The 24,102-nt window shown below is 64.6% G+C and carries 22 protein-coding genes; 12 read left to right on the top strand and 10 right to left on the bottom strand.

All coding sequences use genetic code 11. From position 1 onward, the window contains the following. The 7 genes from A5785_RS00860 to A5785_RS00830 form a co-directional block, all read right to left on the bottom strand. Positions 1-789 (bottom strand): DUF1365 domain-containing protein (locus A5785_RS00860; RefSeq protein WP_082946506.1); only part of this gene is annotated, 789 nt, incomplete at its 3' end. Then, positions 786-2,135 carry an NAD(P)/FAD-dependent oxidoreductase gene (locus A5785_RS00855; RefSeq protein WP_197494440.1) on the bottom strand — a complete coding sequence of 450 codons (1,350 nt, stop codon included), beginning with the start codon at positions 2,133-2,135 and terminating at the stop codon, positions 786-788. The genes A5785_RS00860 and A5785_RS00855, both read right to left, overlap by 4 nt. Before the next feature lie 76 nt (positions 2,136-2,211). Beyond that, on the bottom strand, positions 2,212-2,628 hold the full coding sequence (locus A5785_RS00850) for a YccF domain-containing protein (RefSeq protein WP_049700270.1): 417 nt from the start codon (positions 2,626-2,628) through the stop codon (positions 2,212-2,214). Positions 2,629-2,667: 39 nt separating this feature from the next. Then, positions 2,668-4,533: a dipeptide ABC transporter ATP-binding protein gene (locus tag A5785_RS00845; RefSeq protein ID WP_064864170.1), complete on the bottom strand. Its 1,866-nt coding sequence runs from the start codon at positions 4,531-4,533 to the stop codon at positions 2,668-2,670. Beyond that, positions 4,533-5,513, bottom strand: coding sequence for an ABC transporter permease (locus tag A5785_RS00840; protein WP_064864168.1), 981 nt, complete (start codon positions 5,511-5,513; stop codon positions 4,533-4,535). Before A5785_RS00840 ends, A5785_RS00845 begins: the two co-directional genes overlap by 1 nt. Then, positions 5,506-6,432 (bottom strand): ABC transporter permease, encoded by a 927-nt coding sequence (locus A5785_RS00835; protein ID WP_005207646.1) that lies wholly within the window; start codon positions 6,430-6,432, stop codon positions 5,506-5,508. Before A5785_RS00835 ends, A5785_RS00840 begins: the two co-directional genes overlap by 8 nt. Before the next feature lie 4 nt (positions 6,433-6,436). Further along, positions 6,437-8,023, bottom strand: a complete 1,587-nt coding sequence (locus A5785_RS00830) for a peptide ABC transporter substrate-binding protein (RefSeq protein ID WP_231894047.1) — start codon at positions 8,021-8,023, stop codon at positions 6,437-6,439. Between the two features lie 215 nt (positions 8,024-8,238). Here A5785_RS00830 and A5785_RS00825 point away from each other — a divergent pair, with 215 nt between their 5' ends. The 10 genes from A5785_RS00825 to A5785_RS00780 all read left to right on the top strand — a co-directional run bounded on the left by A5785_RS00825 (position 8,239) and on the right by A5785_RS00780 (position 18,169). Then, positions 8,239-8,496, top strand: a complete 258-nt coding sequence (locus A5785_RS00825) for a hypothetical protein (protein WP_064864166.1) — start codon at positions 8,239-8,241, stop codon at positions 8,494-8,496. Positions 8,497-8,602: 106 nt separating this feature from the next. Continuing rightward, complete coding sequence (locus tag A5785_RS00820) at positions 8,603-9,871, top strand: helix-turn-helix domain-containing protein (protein WP_064864164.1); 1,269 nt, start codon at positions 8,603-8,605, stop codon at positions 9,869-9,871. Positions 9,872-9,959: 88 nt separating this feature from the next. Beyond that, positions 9,960-10,628, top strand: coding sequence for a response regulator transcription factor (locus A5785_RS00815; protein ID WP_049700325.1), 669 nt, complete (start codon positions 9,960-9,962; stop codon positions 10,626-10,628). Positions 10,629-10,702: 74 nt separating this feature from the next. Beyond that, on the top strand, positions 10,703-11,803 hold the full coding sequence (locus A5785_RS00810) for a sensor histidine kinase (protein ID WP_064864162.1): 1,101 nt from the start codon (positions 10,703-10,705) through the stop codon (positions 11,801-11,803). After that, positions 11,791-12,792: a hypothetical protein gene (locus A5785_RS00805; RefSeq protein ID WP_064868172.1), complete on the top strand. Its 1,002-nt coding sequence runs from the start codon at positions 11,791-11,793 to the stop codon at positions 12,790-12,792. Before A5785_RS00810 ends, A5785_RS00805 begins: the two co-directional genes overlap by 13 nt. Positions 12,793-12,975: 183 nt before the next feature. After that, on the top strand, positions 12,976-14,073 hold the full coding sequence (locus tag A5785_RS00800) for a baeRF11 domain-containing protein (RefSeq protein WP_156525608.1): 1,098 nt from the start codon (positions 12,976-12,978) through the stop codon (positions 14,071-14,073). A gap of 3 nt (positions 14,074-14,076) precedes the next feature. After that, complete coding sequence (locus A5785_RS00795) at positions 14,077-15,042, top strand: linear amide C-N hydrolase (RefSeq protein ID WP_064864156.1); 966 nt, start codon at positions 14,077-14,079, stop codon at positions 15,040-15,042. 157 nt (positions 15,043-15,199) lie between these two features. Next, complete coding sequence (gene exaC, locus A5785_RS00790; RefSeq protein ID WP_049700262.1) at positions 15,200-16,723, top strand: acetaldehyde dehydrogenase ExaC; 1,524 nt, start codon at positions 15,200-15,202, stop codon at positions 16,721-16,723. 130 nt (positions 16,724-16,853) lie between these two features. Then, the gene (locus tag A5785_RS00785) at positions 16,854-17,318 is read left to right on the top strand and encodes a DUF779 domain-containing protein (RefSeq protein ID WP_049700261.1); all 465 of its coding nucleotides are present in this window, start codon (positions 16,854-16,856) and stop codon (positions 17,316-17,318) included. Between the two features lie 158 nt (positions 17,319-17,476). Further along, the gene (locus A5785_RS00780) at positions 17,477-18,169 is read left to right on the top strand and encodes a hypothetical protein (protein WP_049700260.1); all 693 of its coding nucleotides are present in this window, start codon (positions 17,477-17,479) and stop codon (positions 18,167-18,169) included. A 70-nt stretch (positions 18,170-18,239) separates the two neighbouring features. On the opposite strand, the gene A5785_RS00775 is transcribed toward A5785_RS00780, so the two are convergent. Further along, positions 18,240-18,848: a dihydrofolate reductase family protein gene (locus tag A5785_RS00775; RefSeq protein ID WP_049700259.1), complete on the bottom strand. Its 609-nt coding sequence runs from the start codon at positions 18,846-18,848 to the stop codon at positions 18,240-18,242. 241 nt (positions 18,849-19,089) lie between these two features. Here A5785_RS00775 and A5785_RS00770 point away from each other — a divergent pair, with 241 nt between their 5' ends. Together A5785_RS00770 and A5785_RS00765 are read left to right on the top strand one after the other, a co-directional pair. Next, positions 19,090-19,656, top strand: a complete 567-nt coding sequence (locus tag A5785_RS00770) for a hypothetical protein (protein ID WP_049700258.1) — start codon at positions 19,090-19,092, stop codon at positions 19,654-19,656. A gap of 151 nt (positions 19,657-19,807) precedes the next feature. Next, positions 19,808-21,943, top strand: a complete 2,136-nt coding sequence (locus A5785_RS00765) for a DUF2254 family protein (RefSeq protein WP_049700324.1) — start codon at positions 19,808-19,810, stop codon at positions 21,941-21,943. Here the strand turns inward: A5785_RS00765 and A5785_RS00760 are convergent. Both A5785_RS00760 and A5785_RS00755 read right to left on the bottom strand, forming a co-directional pair. Next, positions 21,910-23,253, bottom strand: coding sequence for a sensor histidine kinase (locus A5785_RS00760; protein ID WP_152930129.1), 1,344 nt, complete (start codon positions 23,251-23,253; stop codon positions 21,910-21,912). The genes A5785_RS00765 and A5785_RS00760 overlap by 34 nt on opposite strands. Next, entirely contained in the window at positions 23,250-23,888 is a 639-nt protein-coding gene (locus tag A5785_RS00755) for a response regulator (RefSeq protein ID WP_049700257.1), read from the bottom strand. The genes A5785_RS00760 and A5785_RS00755 overlap by 4 nt, the downstream gene beginning before the upstream one ends. Positions 23,889-24,102 lie beyond the last annotated feature (214 nt).

The raw sequence follows: 24,102 nt of genomic DNA, 5'->3' as shown, positions 1-24,102 counted from the left end.
GGTCCGATCACCATGCCCCACGACAGGATGCGCGCCTCGCGGAACACCTATACCTGTGTGCACAAGTACATCTTCCCGGGGGGGCGCGATCGGAAGTCGTTTGGCCCACAGCTTGATTCCCTGGAATCGGATGCGGGCCGAGACTACGAGCGGGGCGAGCGGCGCGCGCATCTGGGTCGCGACGATCGCACGCGACGTCGCGGGTTCGATGCGCCCCGACAGCGATGCGACGAAAGGCTCGTGACCGTCGCGCTCCAGGACGATCGAGACGGCGACGCGACCGTCGGTGGGTGGCGGCATCCGCAGGCGGTAGTTGCCCGACACGTCGTTGAAGGGCGAGACGTAGAACTCCTTGTCGACTTCTGCGCGCCCGTGGTCGTCGAGTTCGACGACGTAGCAATGCCGGCCGCCGTAGGTGTTGTGGACCTCGGCGACCGCGTACGCGAGTGAACCATCGGCGCGATAGCACCAGTACACGCTCAGCGGGTTGAAGACGTAGCCCGCGACGCGCGGTGACGTCAGAGCGACGACCTTTCCGTCTGGAGGGCGTTTGCCGACGCTGAGGAGGTGGGCGTTCAGGCGATCGCGCAGGGTCTGGCCGTCGACCATCGGTTCGGGGAAGTGGTCGGCTCCGCGGAACTGAGCGAAGGGTCGCAGCGGGGCGGAAAGTGTTGGCAGGCTGTCGATATCGACGAGCCAGGAGACACTGCGGTATGTGAAGGCGTGCCGCACCGGCGATAGCCGGGTATGGGTGATGCGACTATGCACCAGTTGGGCGTTCCCGGTCATGCCGACTCCCGCTCGTCGTCGACCGTGGTCTGCCGCGCGAAATCCCACGCGACACCGAGACGCTCCGCGGCGCGTGCTCCGGAGAGCGCGCCGTCCTCGTGGAAACCCCACCCGTGGTAGGCGCCCGCGAAGACGATCGCGTCGGTGTTGATATCCGGTAGCAGTGCCTGTGCGGCAACCGATTCCGTGGTGTATATGGGGTGCTCGTATGTCATCTCGGCGATGACGGTCGACGCATCGACGAGGTCGGTGCGGCCCAGTGTCACCAGCATGCGGGGATGCTCGGGATTCAGGCGCATGAGCCGGGTGAGGTCGTAGGTGACCGCGACCTGCGAGTCGTCTACTGCCCCCGACGCGTCGCCGTGGATCTGGTAGTTCCACGATGCCCACGCGCGACGTGCCCGTGGCATAAGTGAGATATCAGAGTGCAGCACAGCAGGTTTCGGTGCGTACTCCATGGCGGAGAGAACTCGACGCTGCTGCGGGGTCGGGGCGTCGAGCAGTCGGAGAGCCTGGTGAGGATGGGTGGCGACGACGACCGCGTCGAAGTTCTGTGTTCCGGATGAGATGGCGAGTTCGACTGTGCCGTCGGAGTTCTCGGAGATGTGCCGGACCGGGGTGCTCAGGTTGACTGCGCCGCCGCGGCTTCGGACACCGTCGGCGACGGCTTGGACATACGTGTCCGACCCGCCGTCGACGGTGCGCCACGTCGGCGACCCGAACACCGACAGCATGCCGTGGTGATCGAGGAAGGTGAAGAGGTAGCGCGCAGGGTAGCGGCTCGCGGTTGCCGCGTCGCACGACCACACAGCGGCGACGAGCGGCAGCATGAAGTGTTCGCGGAAGTACGGGGAGAAGTTCTCGCGGTCGAGGAAGTCGTCGAGCGGCTCGTCGGAGTCGGGGGTGTCGAGAAGTGCGCGCGCCGCCCGGTGGAATCGGGTCACCTCGCCGAGCATGCGCAGATAGCGGCCTCGCGTGGCGTTGCGCGGGGTGGGGAACAACCCGGAGAAGCCGAGGGCGCCCGCATACTCGAGGCCGGTCACCGTCGAGCTGACCGACATGGACATGTCGGTGTCCTTGGTTGCCACGCCCAGCTCGGCGAAGAGGCGCAGCAGCGTCGGGTAGGTGCGGTCGTTGTGGACGATGAAACCGGAATCGACGCCGACGACACTTCCGTCGGGCATGGGCACCGAGTGCGTGTGGGCGTGGCCGCCGAGGCGATCGTCGGCTTCGAATAGCGTCACCCGGCTGCTTCCGGAGAGCACGTGCGCAGCGGTCAATCCCGCGACCCCGCTGCCGACCACGGCGACGTTGGAGGGCGGGGCGGATCGCTGGCGGATACTCATGCCCGGTGTTCGGATCCGGTCACGGGAGTGGATGGGTCGAATCGAACGGAGTGTCTCGTCTGCGTCGATTCACGGGTCAGGCTGCTCGCGTCGCGCCCATGATCGGGTCGTTGCGCACCGCATCACTGGGCACGATCCGCGCGCCGAGAGGCACGAGTGAGATCGGGATCATCTTGAAGCTGGCGATGCCGAGCGGTATGCCAATGATCGTCAGACACATCGCGATTCCGGTCGTGAGGTGCCCGATTGCCAGCCACCAACCTGCGACGATGATCCAGATCACATTCCCGATCACCGACCACGCTCCCGACTGGGGATCGCGGACCACTGTCCGACCGAACGGCCACAGTGCGTAGTTGGCCATCCGGAACGACGCGATACCGAAGGGGATCGTGATGATCAGGATGCAGCAGATGATGCCCGCGATGACGTAGCCGAGCGCCATCCAGAAACCACAGAGAACCAACCAGATGATGTTCAGCAACGTTTTCATCTGTCCATTGTCGCCCTTCGACGACGCCGAGCGCGAGGATTACTGCTGAAGTTCGAGGTTTCGCCCGGGGATGGCTGCGAGTAGTTCACGCGTGTAGTCCGAGGTCGGGTTCTCGTACACGTCGTCGACGGTGCCCTCGTCGACGACCTTGCCCTTGCGCATGACGAGCACGCGGTCGGCGATCTGACGGACGACGGCCAGGTCGTGTGTGATGAACAGGTACGTCAGGTCGAGTTCGTGCTGCAGGTCGTCGAGGAGGGTCAGGATCTGCTCCTGCACCAGGACGTCGAGGGCGGACACCGCCTCGTCACAGACGACGACCTCGGGGTTCAGCGCAAGCGCACGTGCGATCGCGACCCGCTGACGCTGCCCGCCGGAGAGCTCGTTGGGGAACCGCTGCATCACCGATGACGGGAGTGCGACGAGGTCGAGAAGTTCGCGAACGCGTGCGATGCGGGAAGCCTTGTCGCCGATGTTGTGCACGACGAGCGGCTCGGAGATCGCGCGGTAGATCGAGTACATCGGATCGAGCGAGCCGTACGGGTTCTGGAAGACCGGCTGCACGCGGCGTCGAAAAGACTTGGCTTGCGCACCCTTCAGGGATGTCACGTCGCTGCCGTCGAAATGGACTGTGCCCGAGGTTGGTTCGAGGAGTCCGAGCACCATGCGCGCGACGGTCGACTTGCCGGAGCCTGATTCGCCGACGACTGCCGTGGTGGTGCCGCGGTTGAGCGTGAAGCTGACGTCGTCGACCGCGCGGAACGGCGTGGCCTTGCGGAACGGGACCGAGCCGCGGATGGGGAAGTCCTTCACGAGATTCGCCGCGACGACGACCTCGGTGGGGGTGGTCTCGACTCGGCTGCTCGCTTCGCTCGCGGCCGGCTCGACCAGCGGGTTGGGCTCGGCCTGCGCTGGGGTGGTCTCGACTCGGCTGCTCGGTTCGCTCGCGGCCGGCTCGACCAGCGGCTGGGAGGCCGGCTCGACCAGCGGGTTGGAGGCCGGCTCGGCCTGCGGGGTGGGCTCGGCCTGCGGGGCGGCGGGCTTGTGGCGGTCGGCGCGGCGGGACGAGAGCGACGGCGCGGCGTCGACGAGTCGCTTGGTGTACTCGTGATGTGGGTTGGTCAGGATCTCCTGCGCCGGGCCGGATTCGACGATGCGGCCGCGGTACATGACCACCAGGTGGCTGGCGCGCTCGGCGGCGAGGCCGAGGTCGTGGGTGATCAGCAGCACGGCGGTGCCGAGTTCGTCGGTGAGCGTGGCGAGGTGGTCGAGGATCTCGCGCTGCACCGTGACGTCGAGTGCCGACGTCGGTTCGTCGGCGATGAGCAGCTTGGGCTTTCCGGCGAGACCGATCGCGATGAGCGCGCGCTGTTTCATGCCGCCGGAGAACTCGTGCGGATACTGCGCCGCACGCTTCTCGGGATCGCGCAGGCCTGCCTGCCGGAGCACCTCGACGGCACGCGTGCGGGCCTCGCCGCGCTTGGCCGCTCCGTTGGCGACGAGCGTCTCGCGGACCTGGAATCCGACGCGCCACACCGGGTCGAGGTTGGTGTTGGGGTCCTGTGGCACAAGACCGATCCCGCTGCCGCGTACCTTCTCGAACTCACGTCGTGACGCCTGTGCGAGGTCTTTGCCGTCGAACAGGATCTTTCCGCCGGTCACCGTGCCGTTGCCGGGAAGCAGTCCGAGGACCGCCGCGGCGGTGGTCGACTTACCCGAGCCGGATTCGCCGACGATGGCGACGGTCTGGCCGGGATAGACCGTGAGTCCGACGCCGCGTACCGCGGGTACGTCGCGCCCGCGTGAGCGGAAATCGACTCGTAGGTCAGAGATTTCGAGCAGCGGTGCCGGTACAGCGGTCTCGTTGTCGGAGGTCAGCTCGGAGTTCGTTGTGTCCGTTGTCATCAGCGGGTCCTCGCCTTCGGGTCGAGTGCGTCGCGCAGCACGTCGCCGAGCATCATGAACACGAGGACCGTGATGGCAAGTGCGGCAGCGGGATAGAACAAGATGGGCTGACCTTCGCGCAGCAACTGCTGGCCCGCGGCGATGTCGATGCCCCAGGAGACGGCGGTCGACGGCAGGCCGATGCCCAGGTACGACAGCGTCGCCTCGGTGACGATGAAGACGCCGAGCGAGATCGTCGAGATGACGATGACCGGACCGAGCGAGTTCGGCAGCACGTGGGTGAACAGGGTGCGGAACCGCGACGAGCCCAGCGAGCGCGACGCGTCGACGAACTCTTCGTTGCGCGCCGAGATCGCGGAAGACCGTGCGATACGGGCGATTTGGGGCCAACTGAAGATCGCGAGGACCAGCACCACCGTGTAGACGGTGCGCGCCGAGATCATCTGCATGGTGACCACGGCCGCCAGGATCAGCGGGATGGCGAAGAAGATGTCGGCCAGTCGGGAGATCAACGAATCGAGCCAGCCGCCGTAGAAGCCCGCGAAGATGCCGAGGAATCCACCGACGAGCACCACCGCGAGCGTCGTCAGGATTCCGACGAGAACGGAGTCGCGCGCACCGTAGATCACACGCGCGTAGATGTCGTGGCCCTGCAGGTCGGTGCCGAACCAGTGCGCGGAACTCGGTGAGAGCAGCGAGTCCTCGAGGTTTGCGTACCGCGGATCCTGGTGTGCGAACAGGCCGGGGAACGCGACGATCAGCAGGATGAGGACGAGCAGGATCATCGAGACGATGAACACCGGCTTGGTGCGGATCTCCTGCCACGCCGACTTCCAGAAGCCTGCCGGATCGACGTCGTCGACGAACTCGTCGACCTTGAGCAACTCGACGTCTTCGGCGTCGGCGACGAAGCGGTCCTGGCCGGGAAAGAAGCTGGGGTACGCGTTCAGAGCTGCGTCGGTGTGTGGGGTCTCAGGCATAGCGAATCCTCGGATCGAGTGCGGCATAAAGCAAGTCGACGACGATATTGCAGACGAGGTAGATCAGCACGAGCACCGTGACGAAGGAGACGACGGTCGGGGCCTCGCCACGGATGACCGCTTGATAGATCGTTCCGCCGACGCCGGGGATGTTGAAGATGCCCTCGGTGACGACGGCTCCGCCCATCAGCACGCCGACGTCGGTGCCGATGAACGTGACGACCGGAATCAGCGAGTTGCGCAGGACGTGCACGGTGATCACGCGGGGTCGTCGAAGACCCTTGGCCGACGCGGTGCGTACGTAATCGGCGGTCAGATTGTCGGCGACCTCCGACCGCGTGAGTCGCACGATGTAGGCGAATGAGACTGCGCCGAGCACGAATCCGGGAAGGATGAGGTGGTAGAAGTCGAGGTTTCCGCCGACCGTGACCGGGAACAGATGCCACTTCACACCGAGCAGATACTGCGCGACGAAGCCGAGCACGAAGATCGGGATCGCGATGATGATGAGAGTGACGATCAGGATCGCGGTGTCGTACCAGCGCCCCTTGTTCAGGCCGGAGATCACACCGAACACCACGCCACCGATCGTTTCGACGACCAGCGCGATCAGGGTCAGGTTGACCGTCACCGGGAACGCGCGCTTCATGACGTCGAACACCGGTTGCCCGGAGAACGAGGTGCCGAAGTCGAGGTGGAAAACTCCGCCGATGTAGTTGAAGTACTGCACATAGAACGGTTGGTCGAGGTGATACTGCGCGCGTAGTTGCTCAATCAGGGCCGGGGACATGGGTTTTCCGCCACCGAGAGCCGCGATGGGATCGGCCGGGACGAGAAAGACCATGGCGTAGATGAGGAACGTGGCGCCGAAGAAGACGATCACCATCTGTCCCAGACGGATGAGGAGATATCTGGTCACCGGGTCACTCCTTCGCTTCCTTGGTGATGTTCGGGTAGTCGGGCAAGCCGTTCCAGGCCAACTGCGCGGTGACCTCCGACGCCGAGCCTCCGGCGCCGATGTAGTCCCACAGCGGAATGTTCGGCAGATCCTTGAGCAGGGTTTCCTGTGCGACGTTGGTGAGCCGGTAGGACTCGTCGTCGGTGCGTGCACGCTGCGCGGCGGTCAGCTGCGCGTCGAACTCGGGCGAGACATACTGTGCGTCATTGGAACCGGCTCCCGAAACGAAGATCGGCGCGAGGAACTCCAGCATGGAGGGATAGTCGCCCTGCCAGCCCGTCCTCGCGGCGGTCTTGATCGCCTTGCTCGTGATCGCCGAGCGGATCTGCTTGAACGTCGGCTGCGGCGCGCCGTGGGAGTCGATACCGAGGGTGTTCTTGATCTGATTGCAGACCGCGTCGACCCAGACCTGGTGATCGCCGTCAGAGTTGTAGGCGATTTGGAAGGAGCCGCTCCACGGCGAGATGGCGTTGGCCTCCTGCCACAGCTGCTTGGCCTTCGCGGGGTTGTAGTCGAGGACGTCGCTGCCCGGGATATCGCCGTTCCATCCAGGTAGGGAGCGTGCCGTGAAATCTCTCGACGGCGTGCGGGCACCACGGAAGACCACCTTGGTGACCTCCGGACGATTGATGGCCATCGAGAGCGCCGCACGACGCAGTTGCCCTTCACGCCCGGCCGAGAAGTGTGGCAGGTAGTAGGCGATCGAGATCTGTTGGTTGGACGCCGTCGGTATGGTCAGTGCGTGCTTGCCGAGCGCCTTCTTGTAGGAGTTGAGCGCACTGACCGGCACCGTGTCCGTGACATCGAGATTGCCGGAAGTGAGGTCGGTGTAGGCGGTGTCGAGGCTGGAGTAGAGGACGAAGTCGATCCCGCCGTTGCGCGGCTTATCGGGACCCTTGTAGTCGTCGTTGCGAACCACATTGATCTGGACGTTGTGGCGCCACGCGTCGGGTCCTGCCATCTTGTAGGCGCCGTTGCCGATGGGGTGTTCGCCGAATTCCTTTGCGCCCTCGGTGAAGAAGACGTCGGGGAGCGGCTTGAACGGTGTGAAGCCAAGGCCCAGTTTGAAGTCGATGTTGGGCTGCGTCAGGCGAACGGTGAAGGTGTGGTCGTCGACAACCTTCAGGCCCGACATCTGATCGGCGGTCGAATCCTCGCCTGCGACTGCCTCGTATCCGTCGATCGGCTCGAAAAAGCTCTGCTGCAGTTGGGCGTTCTTCGTCGCAGCGCCGAAATTCCATGCGCGAACGTAGTTTTCGGCCTTGACGGGTGTTCCGTCGGTGAACTTCCAATCCTTCTTGAGATGGATTGTGTAGTTCTGGTTGTCCGTGGTGTCGACGGACTCGGCGTTCGCCAGTGAGGGTTTGCCGTCGGCGTCGTATGAGTACAACCCGGTGAACAGCGCATCCACTACGCGGCCGCCGCCGTTTTCGGCGGTGTTCGTCGTGATGAGTCCGTTCTGCGGCTCGGTGCCGTTGACACTGATGATGGCATTCGGACCGGTCGTATTGACCGTCCGCGCGCCGTCCATGCTGCAGCCCGTGGCGACCATTGCGGTCGCCGAGGCGAGTGCGAACAGGACTGGCGCGATCTGCCGGCGTGGACGATGTCGGCGTCGCAAACGAGCCTCCCCCGGATCATTGTTTTGTAGACATTCCTACTGACCTTACGACCAAAAAAGTTAGACCTGCTCACGAAAAAGGACTAATCGGACAGTGAACTTTCTCCGGCCCTGCTCGCAGCGGGGAAGATCGCTACGCTTGTGTCGTGAAAACCAGCTCGTACGAGCAGACCCGGGTCGTTCTGTGGTCGGTTGTCACCACGCTTGTCCTGATCGTGCGCTTTCTGGCGGTCTTGTTGACCGTCGTCTGTGTGATCGCGTGGGCGATCGCGATGGTTCGCGACTCGTGGAACAACATGTTCTTCGTTCCCGCGATCGTGTCGGCGGTCTCGCTCCTCGTCAGCACGTATCTGTACAGCTATTTGCGGGCGCGGTACCCGCGTCGCAACGGCCGTCTGCTGTAGTCGAGGCCGCTTCGCCGCTGATCTTGTTGCTGAGATCACACTCTCCACGGCACAATTGGGTGAACGTCGGGTGTCGATCAGCCTCGACGGGATACTTGGAGGGCGCATGACAGACGCTGCTGCGGTGTCCTCGACGATCCGCCGGGCCTACGAGGAGTTCCTGGCGAGCGGCGCGGTCCCCGAGACAGTGCGGTCCGTCGTCGGCGATTCGTGGGCGCGTTCGTTGCAGCGTGGCATCGACCCGGCGGCCGGTGCTGCCGAAGCGCAGGCGATGAGCGACGAAGAGTTCGTGCGGTATCGCGAGGCGCATCCCATCACCGCGGTGCGCCCCGTCGTGCAATCTCTGATGCTCGACGACATCGCCGACTCGGGTGTTGTGTTGGCACTGACCGACAACGTCGGTCGGCTCCTCTGGGTGGAGGGCGAGGCGTCTGCGCGGGATCGGGCCAGCCATATCAACTTCGTCGAGGGCTCGGTGTGGAGCGAGGAGGTCGTCGGCACCAATGCTCCCGGGCTTGCGTTGGCGACCGGCCGGGGTGTGCAAGTGGTTGGGCCCGAACACTTCTCGAGTCCCGTTCAGGAGTGGAGTTGCGCGGCAGCGCCGGTCCACGACCCCGCGACAGGGCACGTCATCGGCGTGATCGACGTGACCGGTGGCCGCGAGGTTGCTGCTCCCTTCGCCCTGTCGGCGGTCCGTTCCGTGGTGGCGGTCGTCGAGCGTGAACTGAAGGCGCGGGCCGTCGACCTTTCTGTTGCGTCGACCTTCGAGGCAGGCGCTCGAGCACGACTGACCGTGCTCGCCGACAACGCGTATCGCTGGCAGCGTGGGGGAGATGCCGCCAACGGGAGGTCGTTGTCTCGACGTCACGCCGAGATCCTCCTGCTGCTGCAGCACTATCCCGAGGGCCTGAACACCGAACAACTCGCGTTGATGCTCGCCGACGACGGCGTCGACCCGGTCACCGTCCGCGCCGAGATCTCTCGGTTGCGCCGCGACCTCGGTACCGATGTGATCGAGTCCAGGCCGTACCGCCTGACCGTCGAATTGTCGTCTGACGTGGGAGATCTCCGCGAGCAGATCGCGGGCCACGGCGATCTAGTTCCGGTGATCGAGGCGATCGGTCGTGGCGGGTTACTCGTCGAGTCGAACGCTCCCGGGATCACCGAATTGTTCGAAGAGCTTCGCGAGGACGTCCGCTCGCGGGTCATCGCCGAGGGGCAGGTCGCCGCGCTGCGGGCCTGGACGTCGTCGGTGCATGGCCGCGACGACCTGGCCGCGTGGCGCAGATTTGAGCATCGACTACCGGTCGGGCACCCCGACCGCGCGCTCGTCGGGGGGCGGATCAGGATTCTCGACCGCCGCTACGGTCTCTGACGGTTTCGCGAAACAGTAAAACCGCTGGTCAAGCGCAAATTCGACGCGCCTGATCACGGTAAATCCGCTATCGTTGATCCCCGAGAACATGAGCACAGGGACCAGCGAAGTGACCGCGCAAGCACGGATCGGGATCGTCGACGATCACCCAGCGGTGATGGTCGGCGTGGCGACGATCGTGAATCACGAGCCGGATATGTGCGTCGTTGCAACCGCCGCCTCGGTAAGCGAATTGATCGCCACCGGTCAGTCCTTTGACGGAGTGATGCTGGACCTATTGCTGGCCGATGGCTCGACTCCCACCGAGAACATCGCCTCGCTCGGTTCGCTGAATGTCCCGGTGCTCGTCTACACGTCGGGGGACCGCCCTGCGCTGGTACGCGAGGCTGCGCGAGCCGGTGCCGCGGGGATGGTGCGCAAGTCGGAGGAGCCCGGCGAGATCGTCGAGGCCGTTCGCCTCGTGGTGCGGGGAGAAGTCGCGGCATCGGCAGACTGGGCGGCTGCGATCGAGAGCGACCCGCAGTTCGTTCCCGTTCAGCTTTCTCCACGTGAAGCCGAGATCCTCGGTCACTGCGCGGCCGGTGAAACCGCTGTGCGCGTTGCGCAGTTGTTGTTCATTTCTCGGGAGACCGTCCTGGACCATATACGTCGAATCCGGGTGAAGTACGCCGCGGCGAAACGTCCGGCTCCCACCAAGATCGACCTCTATCAGCGGGCGTTGGAGGACGGGATCGTCGCGCCGATACCGCAGATCTGACGGATGCCCTGAACGCCGCATTTCTGCAGCCCGAAGGGCTGACGATCACACAGACGAATCGGACGCTGGGATGGTTGATCGCCATTGGTGGCGTCATTTTGCTGCTCGATCAAACTGTCTTCGTCTACTCGGATGCCGCCGAGGTCGCGACGTGGTGGAACTTCGGCGGACTCGTCGTATGCGGGTGTGTGGTGATTCTCGCCTGCTTCGGCAGGATGCTCGCGCCGTCGGTGCTGTGGATCGCTTGGCGTGTGGTTCCGGCATTGTTCTGGGCGCTTCAAGCTTCTTGGTGCGTTGCCTACTTCGGGACTGAACGCGCTACCGCGGTCCCGTGGCTCTGGACTGTCGAGCCGGCGGTCATCACACTTCTGCCGCTTGTTGTGCGCCCTGCATATGCGGTGGTCGCCGCGCTGTTCGTGTCGGCCACGCCCGCGCTGAGCTCCTTCGTCGTGTTCGGTGCCATCCCGCACGGGATCGCCCACAGCACCTTTGATGCGCTGGGAAACCTGGTGTATGTGGTGGTGTTCATCGGGCTGCGCACACAGCTCGAACGGCTCAGTCGTGCCGAGTCGGAGGTTCGACGACAACGTCGCCGCGCATTCGACGCTGCCGCGACGTCGGAGAAGCGCGTCGAGATGACCAGGCTTGTGCACGACGAAATCCTGTCCACCTTGTCGGCTGCCCTTCTCGTCGGTGATTCGCCACCACCCGTCCTGCGCGAGCAGGCGCACCAGGCCAAGTGCATTCTCGACGGGGCGCTCGCCGACGACAGACCGGTCACCGCGGGTCGGATTGATACCCACGAAGCCATGGGACGACTGTCACGAGCGCTGAAACGTGCCGATCCGGAGATCGCTATCGCCACACGGATAGAGGCGGACACCGTCGCTCTCGACGTCGCAGAGGAGACGGCGCGCGCCGCTCTCGAGGCAGTGCGCAACAGCGTGCGTCACGCGGGGCCGTCGGCGCGTCGCGAAGTTCTTGTCGCCATCTCCGATGCCCGCGTGCGCATGGCGATCCGCGACGACGGGTGTGGGTTCGATCCTGATGGGCAGGCCGCCGGCTTCGGTCTGACCGAGAGTATTGCCGGGCGCATGAATCGACTAGGTGGAACCGGAACCATCAGGTCCGCGCCTAACGCCGGTACGGAGGTGGTCTTGCGATGCCCAACCTGACGACCGGCAACACCCGCGCTGGTGGGCTTGCCACGTGGCCTGCGAGATGGAGTTTTCTGCTCCTGTGGTCCACCGGGGTCGCACTTGTCGTAATCGACTCACCCGACTCTGTGTTCGATCCCAAGACTCTCGTCGTCTTCGCCGCTGCACTGGTAGGTGCTCTGCTACTGACCACCCCGACACCGGGGCCACTGCGTCCCGGTCCAGCGCTCGCGTTGGTGCCGATCGCATTGCTCGTCGGCATGACCTCGCTCGCCGCCTCGCCGCTGTCCGGGGAGACGTGGGGCCTGACCTTCGGCGCGTACCTCGTCGCCTTCCTGATTCCGCGTGGCAACCCGCGAATCGGTGGACTGGGCAGCGCGTTGTTCATCGGCTGCATCATCGCGTGGTCAGTACTTCACGACCTTTCTCAGCACCAGCTTGCCGATGCACTGGGCATTCCCATCGGATGCGTCATGGCAGCCGTCGTCTGGAGGCTGGTGCTGCGGTCGATTGTCCGTCGCGAACGGATGCATCGCAGTCAATCCGAGCGGATATTCGAGGATGCGCTCGCTCGAGCGGCGCACGATTCCCGGAAGGATCTCAGTGAGATCAGGACTGTTGTCGAGCCCATCCTGACTCGACTCGCCGCGGGCGATGAGATCGATGAGCGCTTTCGCAACGACATCGTGAGACTGGAAGCGGCGCTACGCGACAGGATCAGGGTTCCACGAGCGCACAATCGCCTGCTGATCGACCAGATCGAGCGGCTGCGAGAACGTGACGTCGCGGTCGTGCTGCTTGGCGAGCCGAACACCGACGGGGATGCGATCTCCGACGATCTGGCGATCAGCCTGGCGCGATTGATCGCATCTGTTGAGTCCGGGAAGGTGACGATCCGGGTGTTGCCGGATGGGCGCGCTGCCGCGGCAACCGTGGTCATGCCCACCGCGAGCGGAGTCGAGCAGATCGTCCTCGCCGACTGCGGAAAGATCCTCTCCCGTATCTGACGGGGGAGGCGGGTTCTCGGCCCGTCGGTTGGGTGAATGGTCGCGATCCCCTAGAAGCGGGGATACCGGAGTCGATCGCTGCCGCATTAACGTTCTGCTGGGCGTGCGTCGCCGGTCGTTGCTCGGGCGCGCACGCATTGCCATCGTCTACTTCTCCCGGAGTTGGTCCTCATGCATCTCGACATGCCCACGCCCCACGACATCGAGCACCTTGCGGCGGCACGCGACCCACTCAGCGCAACGCTCTACGTTCCCACTACCCCGGGCGGCATCGACGCCGATTCCAACCGCTTGGCCGCGCGCGGTCTCTGGGAGCCGGTGCTGCTCGAGATGTACGGGCGTGCCGATAAGCGAGATGTCTGGCCGATCGAAGAAATGATGAACACCCTGCTCGACGACGACGAGTTCTGGGAACATCTCGGTCGGAGCCTCGCGATCTTCGTCTCATCGAAGGGCATAGTCGAGTTCCGGCTCCCCAACTCCCTCGAGTCCTATGCGACTCTGGCCGACCGGTTCACCATCACTCCGCTACTGCGTGCGACGACCTTCCCGAACGACGCTTACACACTCGCGCTGTCGCAGAACGGCGCCCGGCTGATCGAGATCTCGGCTGACGAGCCGCCGAGGGAGGTGACCGTGTCCGACATGCCGCGCAGCGCCGAGAAGGCAGTGGGTCTGCGCTCGATCGGCGGACGGTCTCCGTACGGCAGGTTGCACGGAGACGAGGGCCGCAAGGTGCGGCTGACGCAGTATGCGCGTGCGGTCGACCATGCGATTCGTCCGACACTGAACGCAGCGTCGCTGCCACTTGTCGTGGCCGCGACGCAGCCACTCGCGGCGATTTTCACCAACCTGAGCGGATACCGGCACGTCGTCGCGGCTCCGCTGCGGGGAAATCCGGACGAGATGACCGACGCCGAGGTCGCCGCCGAAACCAGGGTCGTGCTCGACCAGCTCAACGAAGCGAGCCTCGATGAGCTGCGTACCACTTTCAAGGAACGACGCAATTCGGGTAGAGCGGTCACCGACCTGGCCGAACTTGCCCGAGCGGCAACCTTCGGGCAGGTCGACACCGTCATCATCGACATGAACGCCCACGTTGCCGGCCACATCGACATCGGCGGCGCGCTGGTCCTCGACCCTGCAGACGACCTCGATGTCCTCGAGGAGATCGCGCGGGCCGCACTGGGTACCGGTGCCCGTGTGATGAGCGTGCGGTCCGACGATCTACCCGACGGTGTCTCCGCTGCCGGGCTCCTGCGATTCGCTACCGAGGGCTGACCGATGTGCACACGAATCCTGTGGAACAAGAGTGAGCCGTACGTCGTAGCGCGCACCATGGATTGGCCCGACACCACGATGCCGGTGATCACCGCGATGCCACGTGGAATCGCGCGCGACGGTGCGCTTGCAGGCGGGGAAGAGATCGCTGAGAACGGTGCTCGCTGGACGTCGAAGTACGGTTCGGTCGTCACGACGATCTACGGCGTCGGAACCGCGGACGGCATGAATGAGCGTGGCTTCGGCGCACACCTTCTCTACTTGGAGAATGCTGACTTCGGTGAGCGTGATCTGCGCAAGCCGGCAGTCGGAGCGCATTTGTGGACTCAGTATCTCCTCGACCAGGCGGCGACCGTCGCCGAGGCGGTGGACCTGCTCGACGAGGTCCAGATCGTCATGATGTCCGCTGAGGGCCACAAGGCCAAGACCCACCTCGCCATCGAGGACGCCACCGGAGACTCCGCGATCGTCGAGGTACTCGACGGCACCGTTCGGGTTCACCGTGATCGTCGATACACGGTCCTGACCAACGAGCCACCGTATCGAGAGCAGCTGAGAATCCTGGAGCAGGAGGACTTCTCGGCTCCCAATGACCGGATGCCGCTCGACGGCAATGTCAATCCGGTGGCGCGTTTCCAACGAGCGAGTTACTTCACCAAGATCCTCCCGCATCCGACCGGAGCTCGGGAGGCTGTCGCGGGAGTGCTGGCCATCGCGCGGAATGTCTCGATTCCGTTCGGCGCACCGTACGAGGGTTTCGGTCTGTACAACACCGAGTACCGCACGGTTGCCGACCTGACCAACCGGCGGTACTTCTTCGAGCTGACCACCGCACCCAGCGTCCTCTGGGTGGAGTTCGACGAGCTCGATTTCTCGGAGAGCGACCGCTGCCTCGTCATCGATCCGGCAGATGTCTCGCTTGCCGGAGACGTCACGAAGGCCATGGCAGTGGCAGAGCTGCCGTTCTGATTCAGTGCTCTGAACTGCGACGATGCGACGCCGCAACGTTGCAAACGTGACTGCAACGTGGCTGCAACCACTTTGCTCCTAGTGTGTGCAACAGATCACACACGGCCTATCGAGTGGCTTGTGTGGCAACGAGAAAATGGCACTGAGGAGCTACACAATGACTGTCTACGCAAAGCCGGGTACCGACGGCTCGGTGATGTCCTTCGAGTCCCGCTACGACAACTGGATCGGCGGACAGTGGGTCCCGCCCGTGAAGGGGCAGTACTTCGAGAACCCGTCGCCCGTCGACGGCAAGACCTTCTGCGAGGTCGCACGCTCGACCGCCGAGGACATCGACCTCGCGCTCGACGCCGCGCACAAGGCCGCTCCGGGATGGGGCAAGACGGCTGTCGCGGAGCGCGCGCTGGTGCTGCTGCGTATCGCCGACCGCCTCGAGGAGAACCTCGAGAAGATCGCTGTCGCCGAGACCTGGGACAATGGCAAGGCTGTTCGTGAGACCCTCGCCGCCGACATCCCGCTGGCAATCGATCACTTCCGCTACTTCGCGGGCGCTCTGCGTGCTCAGGAGGGCTCGATCTCGGAGGTCGACGAGGACACCGTCGCCTACCACTTCCACGAGCCGCTCGGCGTCGTCGGCCAGATCATCCCGTGGAACTTCCCGATCCTGATGGCCGTGTGGAAGCTCGCACCCGCTCTCGCCGCGGGCAACGCCGTTGTCCTCAAGCCTGCGGAGCAGACCCCGGCGTCGATCCTGTACGTGATGAGTCTGATCGCCGACATCCTCCCCGCCGGCGTCATCAACGTGGTCAACGGCTTCGGTGTCGAGGCGGGCAAGCCGCTCGCGTCGAGCAACCGCATCCGCAAGATCGCGTTCACCGGTGAGACCACGACCGGCCGTCTGATCATGCAGTACGCCTCGGAGAACCTGATCCCGGTCACCCTCGAACTCGGCGGCAAGAGCCCCAACATCTTCTTCAACGACGTGATGGCTGCCGACGACGGCTTCTTCGACCGTGCGCTGGAGGGCTTTTCGATGTTCGCGCTCAACCAGGGCGAGGTGTGCACCTGCCCGAGTCGCGCCCTCATCCAGGAGGACATCTACAACGACTTCATCGAGAAGGCCGTCGACCGTGTCTCGAAGATCAAGCAGGGCAACCCCCTCGACACCGAGACCATGATGGGTGCGCAGGCGTCGAACGATCAGTACGAGAAGATCCAGTCGTACCTCGCGATCGGCCGGGACGAGGGTGCCAAGGTCCTCATCGGTGGCGAGGCTGCTCACCTCGGTGGCGACCTCGAGGGCGGCTACTACATCAAGCCGACCGTCTTCTCCGGACAGAACAACATGCGCATCTTCCAGGAGGAGATCTTCGGTCCGGTGCTGGCCGTCACGACCTTCAAGGACTACGCCGACGCCATCCACATCGCCAACGACACCCTCTACGGATTGGGCGCGGGCGTGTGGAGCCGTGACGGTGCCACCGCCTACCGCGCAGGCCGCGAGATCCAGGCCGGACGCGTGTGGACGAACACCTACCACGACTACCCGGCACACGCCGCGTTCGGTGGCTACAAGCAGTCCGGTATCGGCCGCGAGACCCACCTGATGATGCTCGAGCACTACCAGCAGACCAAGAACCTGCTGGTGGGCTACGCGCAGAACGCCAAGGGCTTCTTCTGATCCTGACGGCAGGCACGTCGACGCCGCCACGCAACCTTTTTCAGGTTGTGTGGCGGCGTTCGTCGTGTGCAACGCGCCTGCAACAGAACAGCGACTACTCTGTGGTTCAGATCACAGTGAGAGGTAAACGATGAGCAGTACAGAATCAACCCCGTCGACGTCGGCCTCAGCGGCCGCGGACGGAGCGGTGCCTGATCGTGTGATCGCCACAGACGCCGCCGTGCAGCTCCTGACCAAGTTGTCGGAGCTGCACGGCGGGCTCATGATTCACCAGTCCGGCGGATGCTGCGACGGTTCGGCGCCGATGTGTTACCCCGTCGGTGACTATCGGGTCGGCCAGCGCGACGTCCTCGTCGGAACCATCGAACTGCCCGAGCCCCTGCCCGACGTGCGGGTCTGGATCAACGGCGACCAGTTCGAGTTGTGGAAGCACACCCAGTTGATCCTCGACGTCGTGAAGGGTCGCGGCGCCGGATTCAGTCTCGAGGCGCCGGAAGGGGTTCGATTCCTCTCTCGTGCAAGGGCTTTCAGTGATGAGGAAAATGCCGTTCTCGCGGCGAACCCACCGCTGACCGGCGCCGCGGTCGGCGTCTGACAGCGGTCTGTTCTTCGGCGAGGGCTGCTGTCCGAGTCGCCCGAAGGGTCCGAACTGCGAGGTCACTGTGAGTGTTGGTCATTTGATCTGCTAGCTTTCTCACGTCGTCATCGACGATGTGGTCGGGGACACAAAGCTAGAACAGAGGATTTACAAGAATGAACCGCAAGATCAGTTGTGCAGTTGCCATCGCGGCCGCGGCGGGAGCCGTCTCGTTCGCACTGCCGGGTACGGCATCGGCCGCACCGGCGTTCAACTGCGCCAAGGTCGCCACCCCGTCGAACTCGAACGGTTGGGGCAACACCGTGCCCGACGAAAGAGGTCAGGCAGGCAAGATCACCGCTGGAGTGGCCTCCGACAACGACGGCTCGCTGGAGTTCGCGACCTCGGCATCGACCAAGCGCCAGGCGTCGTACCACTCGGCGGGCCAACTGCCGCTCGCCGATCTCAACGGCAGCGCGCTCACATTCCAGAAGTCGAACGGCAATGCCAACTGGCAGATCCGCATCACGGGCGCGAACACCGGCACGTCGAGCGGATTCGCCACGCTCGTGTGGGGAGCTCCTATCGGAGCGGGCAAGGCCGACGCGACGTCGTCGAACCAGTGGTGGGCGACCCGCAAGCTGGGCAACATCCCAGCCGCGCAGAACGCATCGCTGTCGGCCCTCATCGCCGCCGCGAACTCGGACGGCAAGAAGGCCGTCGTCGATCTGTACGGAATCTCCAGTCAGCCCGGTGGCACGGCTGATGCGAAGGTCAACGTCGACGAGGTGACGTTCAACAGCTGCACGACCAACTTCAAGGTCTCCGGCGGAAACGGCTCGATCGAGTTCCCGAGCTTCGGTTCATAACCACGTCGTTTAGCAACGTCAGTGATTCCTCGACCGGGGTGGCCGCAAGCAGGCCGCCCCGGTCGAGTCGTCAGCGCTGCGACATGTCGCCGGTGGCGGGCACGCCGTCGGCGAGTTCGTAGCGCAGGAACACCGTGCCACTCGGACTCGCGACGGGAGGGTCGACGAGTCTGAGATTCGCGGGCACCGTCCCGGCGTCGAAGATGCGTTTGCCGCTGCCCAGGAGAATGGGGTGGACCCAGAGGTCAAGGCGGTCAAAGAGTCTCTCGGACAAGAGGGTTTGGACCAGATCGAGGCTGCCGACGACCGTGACGTGCTGATGGCGGTCACGGATTTCGCCGATCGCCGCCGGAAGGTCGGGGCCGAGTTGTGTTGAGCCATCCCATGTCAGGTCGGCCGAACCGCGCGAGGCAACGTACTTCGGAATCCTGTTGAACAAGGCGCCGAACTCGTCGTCCTGATGCGGCCAGTAGTCGGCGAAGATGTCGTAGGTCCGTCGGCCCAGAAGCAGAGCGTCGGTCTCGGCGTACGCGGCGACGACCTGAGCGCCCGACGTTTCGTTCAGTAGCGGTGCTTGCCAGCCTCCGAAGTCGAAATCATCGGGATCCTCTTCCGGTCCTCCAGGTGACTGTCCGACGAGGTCGAGTGTGGTGAACAGTTCGATCTGAATGATCCCCATGGTGTGCTCCTGATGTTGGCGGGTCGACGGAGGGCAGACCCGACGTCGTCCGGAAAGTCATCGCCGAGGCACGACGTTCGGCGAGCTCCGGGTCTTTGCATCCGCCGATCGGTGGATGCGCTCATCACCCGGCCAATCGGCCTTGCGGTGGATGTGAGCCCGCGGGAATCAGGCCGAAACTCATTGGTGTCGAAAGAAAAACACCAGATCGGCCGCGAGACCGGGAAATCGAGAAGTAGCCATGTTCACCACAACACAGGACCCCAGCATCGGCGCCACCGGCAGTGCAGCCACAGCATCTGCTCCCAAGCGCAAGAACGTGATCGTCGGCGTCATCGCCGGACTCGCACTGATCATCGCGGCCATCGGAATCGGCCTCGGCGTGACGGCAATGGGCCACAGCGGCACCTCGCATGCCGCGACGACGCCCTATAGCAACTCGTCGACGAGTGGCGGTGGCTCGCAGTCCGACGGCGCCGGCACGGTGTCTCCCGCAGTGCCGTCGCAGCCGGGTAACGACGTGTCGCCCGCTGTCCCGTCGCAGCCGGGTAACAACGTGTCACCTGCCGTGCCGTCGCAGCCGGGCAACAACGTCTCACCTGCTGTGCCGTCGACTCCGACCAACAATGTCTCGCCTGCTGTGCCGTCGCAGCCGGGTAACAATGTGTCGCCCGCCCAACCGTCGACGCCGGGCAACAACGTGACCCCTGCTCAGCCGTCGACGCCCACGGGCAGCATCTCGCCTGCTCAGCCGTCGACCCCGACCGGAAGCGGCATCATCACACCAGCGAGCCAGGCGGCTGCGTGACCTGCTCCCACACGACCTACTCAGGCACGACGAGGTCCGCGACCGCACCGGTCGCGGACCTCGTCGTCGTTGCTGATCCGGCCGTCTTCCCGACTGCTCGCCGGTAGGCTCACTCCATCGACACGGTGTGCGCCCGGCCGAGGGCATTGAGATGACCTGGTTCCACAGATCGATCGTGGAGACCGGTCGTCTTCCCCTGTTCTTGTTCTTGATCGCATTCATAGCGACGTTCATCTTCATCCGGATCAGCGTTCGCCTGATTCGTGCGGAAGTGCGCTGGTGGCCAGGCAATGTCGCGCCGGGCGGACTCCACCTGCACCACGAGTTCTTCGGCGTGATCGTCATGGTGTTGTCGGGATTCGGGCTGGTCGCGGTCTCTCGCTTCGATACTCCGATCGCAGACTGCGTGCTCGCGGCTCTCTTCGGAATCGGCTGTGCCCTCGTCCTCGACGAGTTCGCGCTCATCCTGCATCTGCGAGACGTGTACTGGGAGAAGGAGGGTCGGGCGTCGGTCGACGCGGTGTTCGTCGCCATCGCGATCGGCGCGTTGTTCCTGATGGGCTTTCGGCCACTCGACCTGACGTCTGCGGCCGACGAGTTCCGCGATGATCCGAACGTGACGGCGCGGATCGTTGTCATGCTCGGCATCGTGGTGAATGTCGTGTTGGCGGCGATCACTCTCGCCAAGGGAAAGCTGTGGACCGGACTGGTCGGTATGTTCTTTCCGGTTCTCCTGGTGGTCGGCGCCATTCGCATCGCGCGCCCGGCGTCACCGTGGGCGCGTTGGTTCTACCGCAGCCGAGAAGGCAAGTACGACAAAGCGGTCCGACGCGAACAGCGGCTTCGGGAACCGCTCATTCGGTGGAAGATCGTGGTGCAGGAGGCGCTCGCGGGCCGATTCGGTGTCCCAGATCTGCCGCCCGACCCGGTGCCCGAGGTTGTTGCGGCGGCTCCGGGTGGCGTCGCGCTTCCGAGCAGAGCCGCGACAGCCGTGCGTTGGCGTCGGGTGCGACATCGGCTTCGTGTGGTCCCCACGTGGCGACTGCCGGTGATCCTCGTGTTAATCGCGATCGTCGCGGCGCTGCTGTGCATCACGATCGACGAGAACCTCGGTCTCGACGTCGACTCGGGAACCTTGGCGACCGTACTCGGCGTGATCGCCGGGGCCACAGCCACTTTGACGGGCCTCGTTTTCACCGCGGTGACGCTCGCGATGCAGTTCGGGGCGTCGCAGATCTCGGTTCGCGTCATCCCCATGCTGCAGCGTGAGCCGGTGATGCGCTGGTCTGTCGGGTTCTTCCTTGCCACATTCGTGTTCAGCGTGATGGTGGCGATGGATCTCGCTTTGACCGGCCCCGATGACGGGACTCCTGGAGCTTCGACGGCGATTGCGGCCTTCCTGACGGTGGTGTCGGCGATCCTGTTCGTCGCGCTGGTCAGCAAGGTCGGCGCGGTTCTGAACGTTGCGCAGTTGATGCGATGGATCGCTGCGGACGGTCGTGCGTCGATCCGCCGGCTGTACCCGGAGGAGTCGCTCGAGACCCAGGTGCCGAACGTGGCACCCACGCCTGACACCGCTCTCGACGAAGAGTCACGTCACGTGATCATGTTGCGCGAGATAGGTTCTCGGGGTCGGGTGTTGCTCGCGGTGAACGTGCCGATGTTGGAACGGTACGCGGCGGCCTGGGGTGTGAGATTCGATCTGCTGGTGATGGTCGGCGACAACGTGCCGCACAACGTCGGCGTGATCGCGGTGGTCGGCAACCCTCGAGGCGGGCCGGTGCCCGAGCACAAAGTGTTGCGGTGCTTGCTCTTCGGCGATATGCACCAGCCGTCGGTGAGTCCTGTCGCTGCGCTGCAGGCTATTTCAGACATTGCGCTCAAGGCGATCTCGACCGCGGGCAATGATCCGAGCACCGTGGTGTTGGCGCTCGACCACATCGAGGACATGCTGCTGATGCTTGCGCCTCGTGTCCACGCGGACGCGGTTCGACGTTCGCCTGCGGTGCGCGGCTATCGACGGACGTGGGCGGACTATGTCGCGATCGGCACCGATGAGATCCGTAGGCACAGTCACGGCCAGGCCCAGGTGCATCGACGACTGCGTGCGCTCTACGAGACCGTCGCGGCACAGTGCGGCGCGGACCAACAGCCGCCGATCGTCGAACGTCTTGCGGCACTGGACGAACAGGTCGCGCTCGATTGGCCGATAGCCCTCGACCGTCGGCTCGCGGAGCGTCCGGACCGGCAGGGTTACGGCTCTGAGCGCGGGTCGACGTTCGACTGAGCACGCGCTCCGGCGTCGACCACCGGAACCTCGGCGATCGCGGCCGTCCCACCGCCGGGACGTCGGGTGACGGTCAACGAGCCGCCCTGTTGCTCGAGGCGCACCCGACGCGAGACAAGTCCGATGTGTCCCTCGGCGACGCGACGATCGAGGGCCGACTCGTCGACACCGCGTCCGTCGTCGACAACAACCACACGAGCTGTGCCGTCGTCGAATTCGACTGACAGTTCGACGGCGTGGGCGTCGGCATGCTTGACCACGTTGGTCAGCAGCTCGCGTGCGGTTGCGAACAGCATGGGATCGGACGTGGTGCGCAGATCGCTCGGCCAGCCGACGGTGTCCACCGAGATCGTCAGCGGGGCACGCTGTTCGACCGAGGCCGCGAGGTCGGTGACCGCAGTGGCGAGTCCTCCCTGTTCGAGTACGGCGGGATGGAGTTCGCCCAACGTCGAGCGCAGTAGCCTCGACGCCTCCCGAAGCGCTGTGTCGACCCGTCCGAGAGCGTCGGGATCTGTGCCGTCGCGCGCGGCATCGAGTTCCTGCCGCGCGCCGAGCACGTACTGCAACGCGCCGTCGTGGAGGTGCTCGGCGAGGTCGCGACGTTCGCGTTCCTCGATGCGGACGGTCTCGTCGAGAAGCCGAGCACGTTGTGCCGCAAGAGATCCGATCGTCGACACTCGTGAGCGCTGAACGGTCGAGAGCATCACGCTGCCCAGTGCGAGGATCGCGACGACAAGCGTGCGCATCGCGATCAGCGACCACGGTTCGCCGTTGGGGACACGGGCCAGAGCGCTCGCGAGGAAGTAGACGACGACGGTCGGGATCACCACGAGCGCACAGACTCTGGGGCGCAGTTGCGTCGCGGCGATCATCGGGATGGCCACGAATCCGTTGACGAGTACATCCGAGGTCCAACTGACCTGATCGGAACGACTCGCCACGACGATCAGCACGACGAGGACAGCGAGGTCGACAAACAAAGCGAGCCAAGCGAATCGGATCATGCCCACCCGTATTCGGGAGGCCGCCAGCACACCCGCGAGACACCAGACGGCGTAGAGCACCGCGACCACGATGCAGAACGCGGCGCCGTCGGCCGGCGGATCGAGGAGCACTGTCGCCAGCACGAAGATCGCGAGCAGCATGCGCAGCACGACCTGCACTCGGACGCCGAGAAGTGCGTAATCGATCAAGATCTCGGAGATGCGCGGCTCGTCGATCAGCTCCGTCAGGCCGAGCTGCGGCGCCTGGCCATCCGGGTTGCCCGAGCGTCCATAGCTCAGGCGTCTGAACAATGAGGGTCGAGTCATTCGAGGAGTCCGCGACGCATCGCCTCGGCGACGGCGGCAGCGCGGTCGGACACGCCGAGCTTCTCGTACAGGTGTTGTGCATGTGTTTTGACGGTCGACGCCCCGATGAAGAGCTCGCCTGCGACCTGCGGGATCGACAGGCCGCGAGCGAAGCCTTCGAGTACCTGGCGTTCACGCTCACTGAGCGCTGGGCCGTCGTTGCGCGCATGCGACCTGATCTCACCGACGAGCCCTGCGGCCAACTCCGCGGGGACCACCGTCTCGCCTTTGGCGACCCGCGTGACGGCTCCGACGATCTCGTCGCGGCTCGATTCCTTACTGAGATACCCCGCAGCACCCTTCTCCAGCGCGGCGAAGACGATGGGCGCGTGGGTGACAGCGGAGAGAATAAGGACCCTTGTCCGCAGTCCGTCCCTGGTCACCGCGTGCGCGACGTCGACGCCGGTCAGTCCCGGCATCTGATAGTCGACGACGGCCACGTCCGGCAGGTCAGCACGAATGAGTTCGAGGCCCGAGGTGCCGTCGCCTGCCTCGCCCACCACGCGAACGCGGCCACTCTGGGTGAGTCCGCGAGAGATGCCATCCCGGAAGAACGGATGGTCGTCGATCACCACAGCAGTCACCAGCGATTCCACCGACTCAGGATAGGCGTTCGACGTCCCGTTTGTTGCACGTAACCTGCGCAATCAGCGGCGATGTGGTAGCCGGATTTCAATACTGGGTACTCCCCGTGAGAAAATATTCGACAATGCTCATGAAGCAGTGGGGTGTCAGCGCGATCTCAGGGTCGGCGCACCCCCGCCAGCAACGGCGCTGGCACGAGGCAGCCACCGAGTGATCACAGGATCA

Source organism: Gordonia sp. 852002-50395_SCH5434458, from assembly GCF_001665905.1.
Classification (GTDB): Bacteria; Actinomycetota; Actinomycetes; order Mycobacteriales; family Mycobacteriaceae; genus Gordonia; species Gordonia jacobaea.
This window is presented reverse-complemented; position numbering and strand designations above follow the sequence as displayed.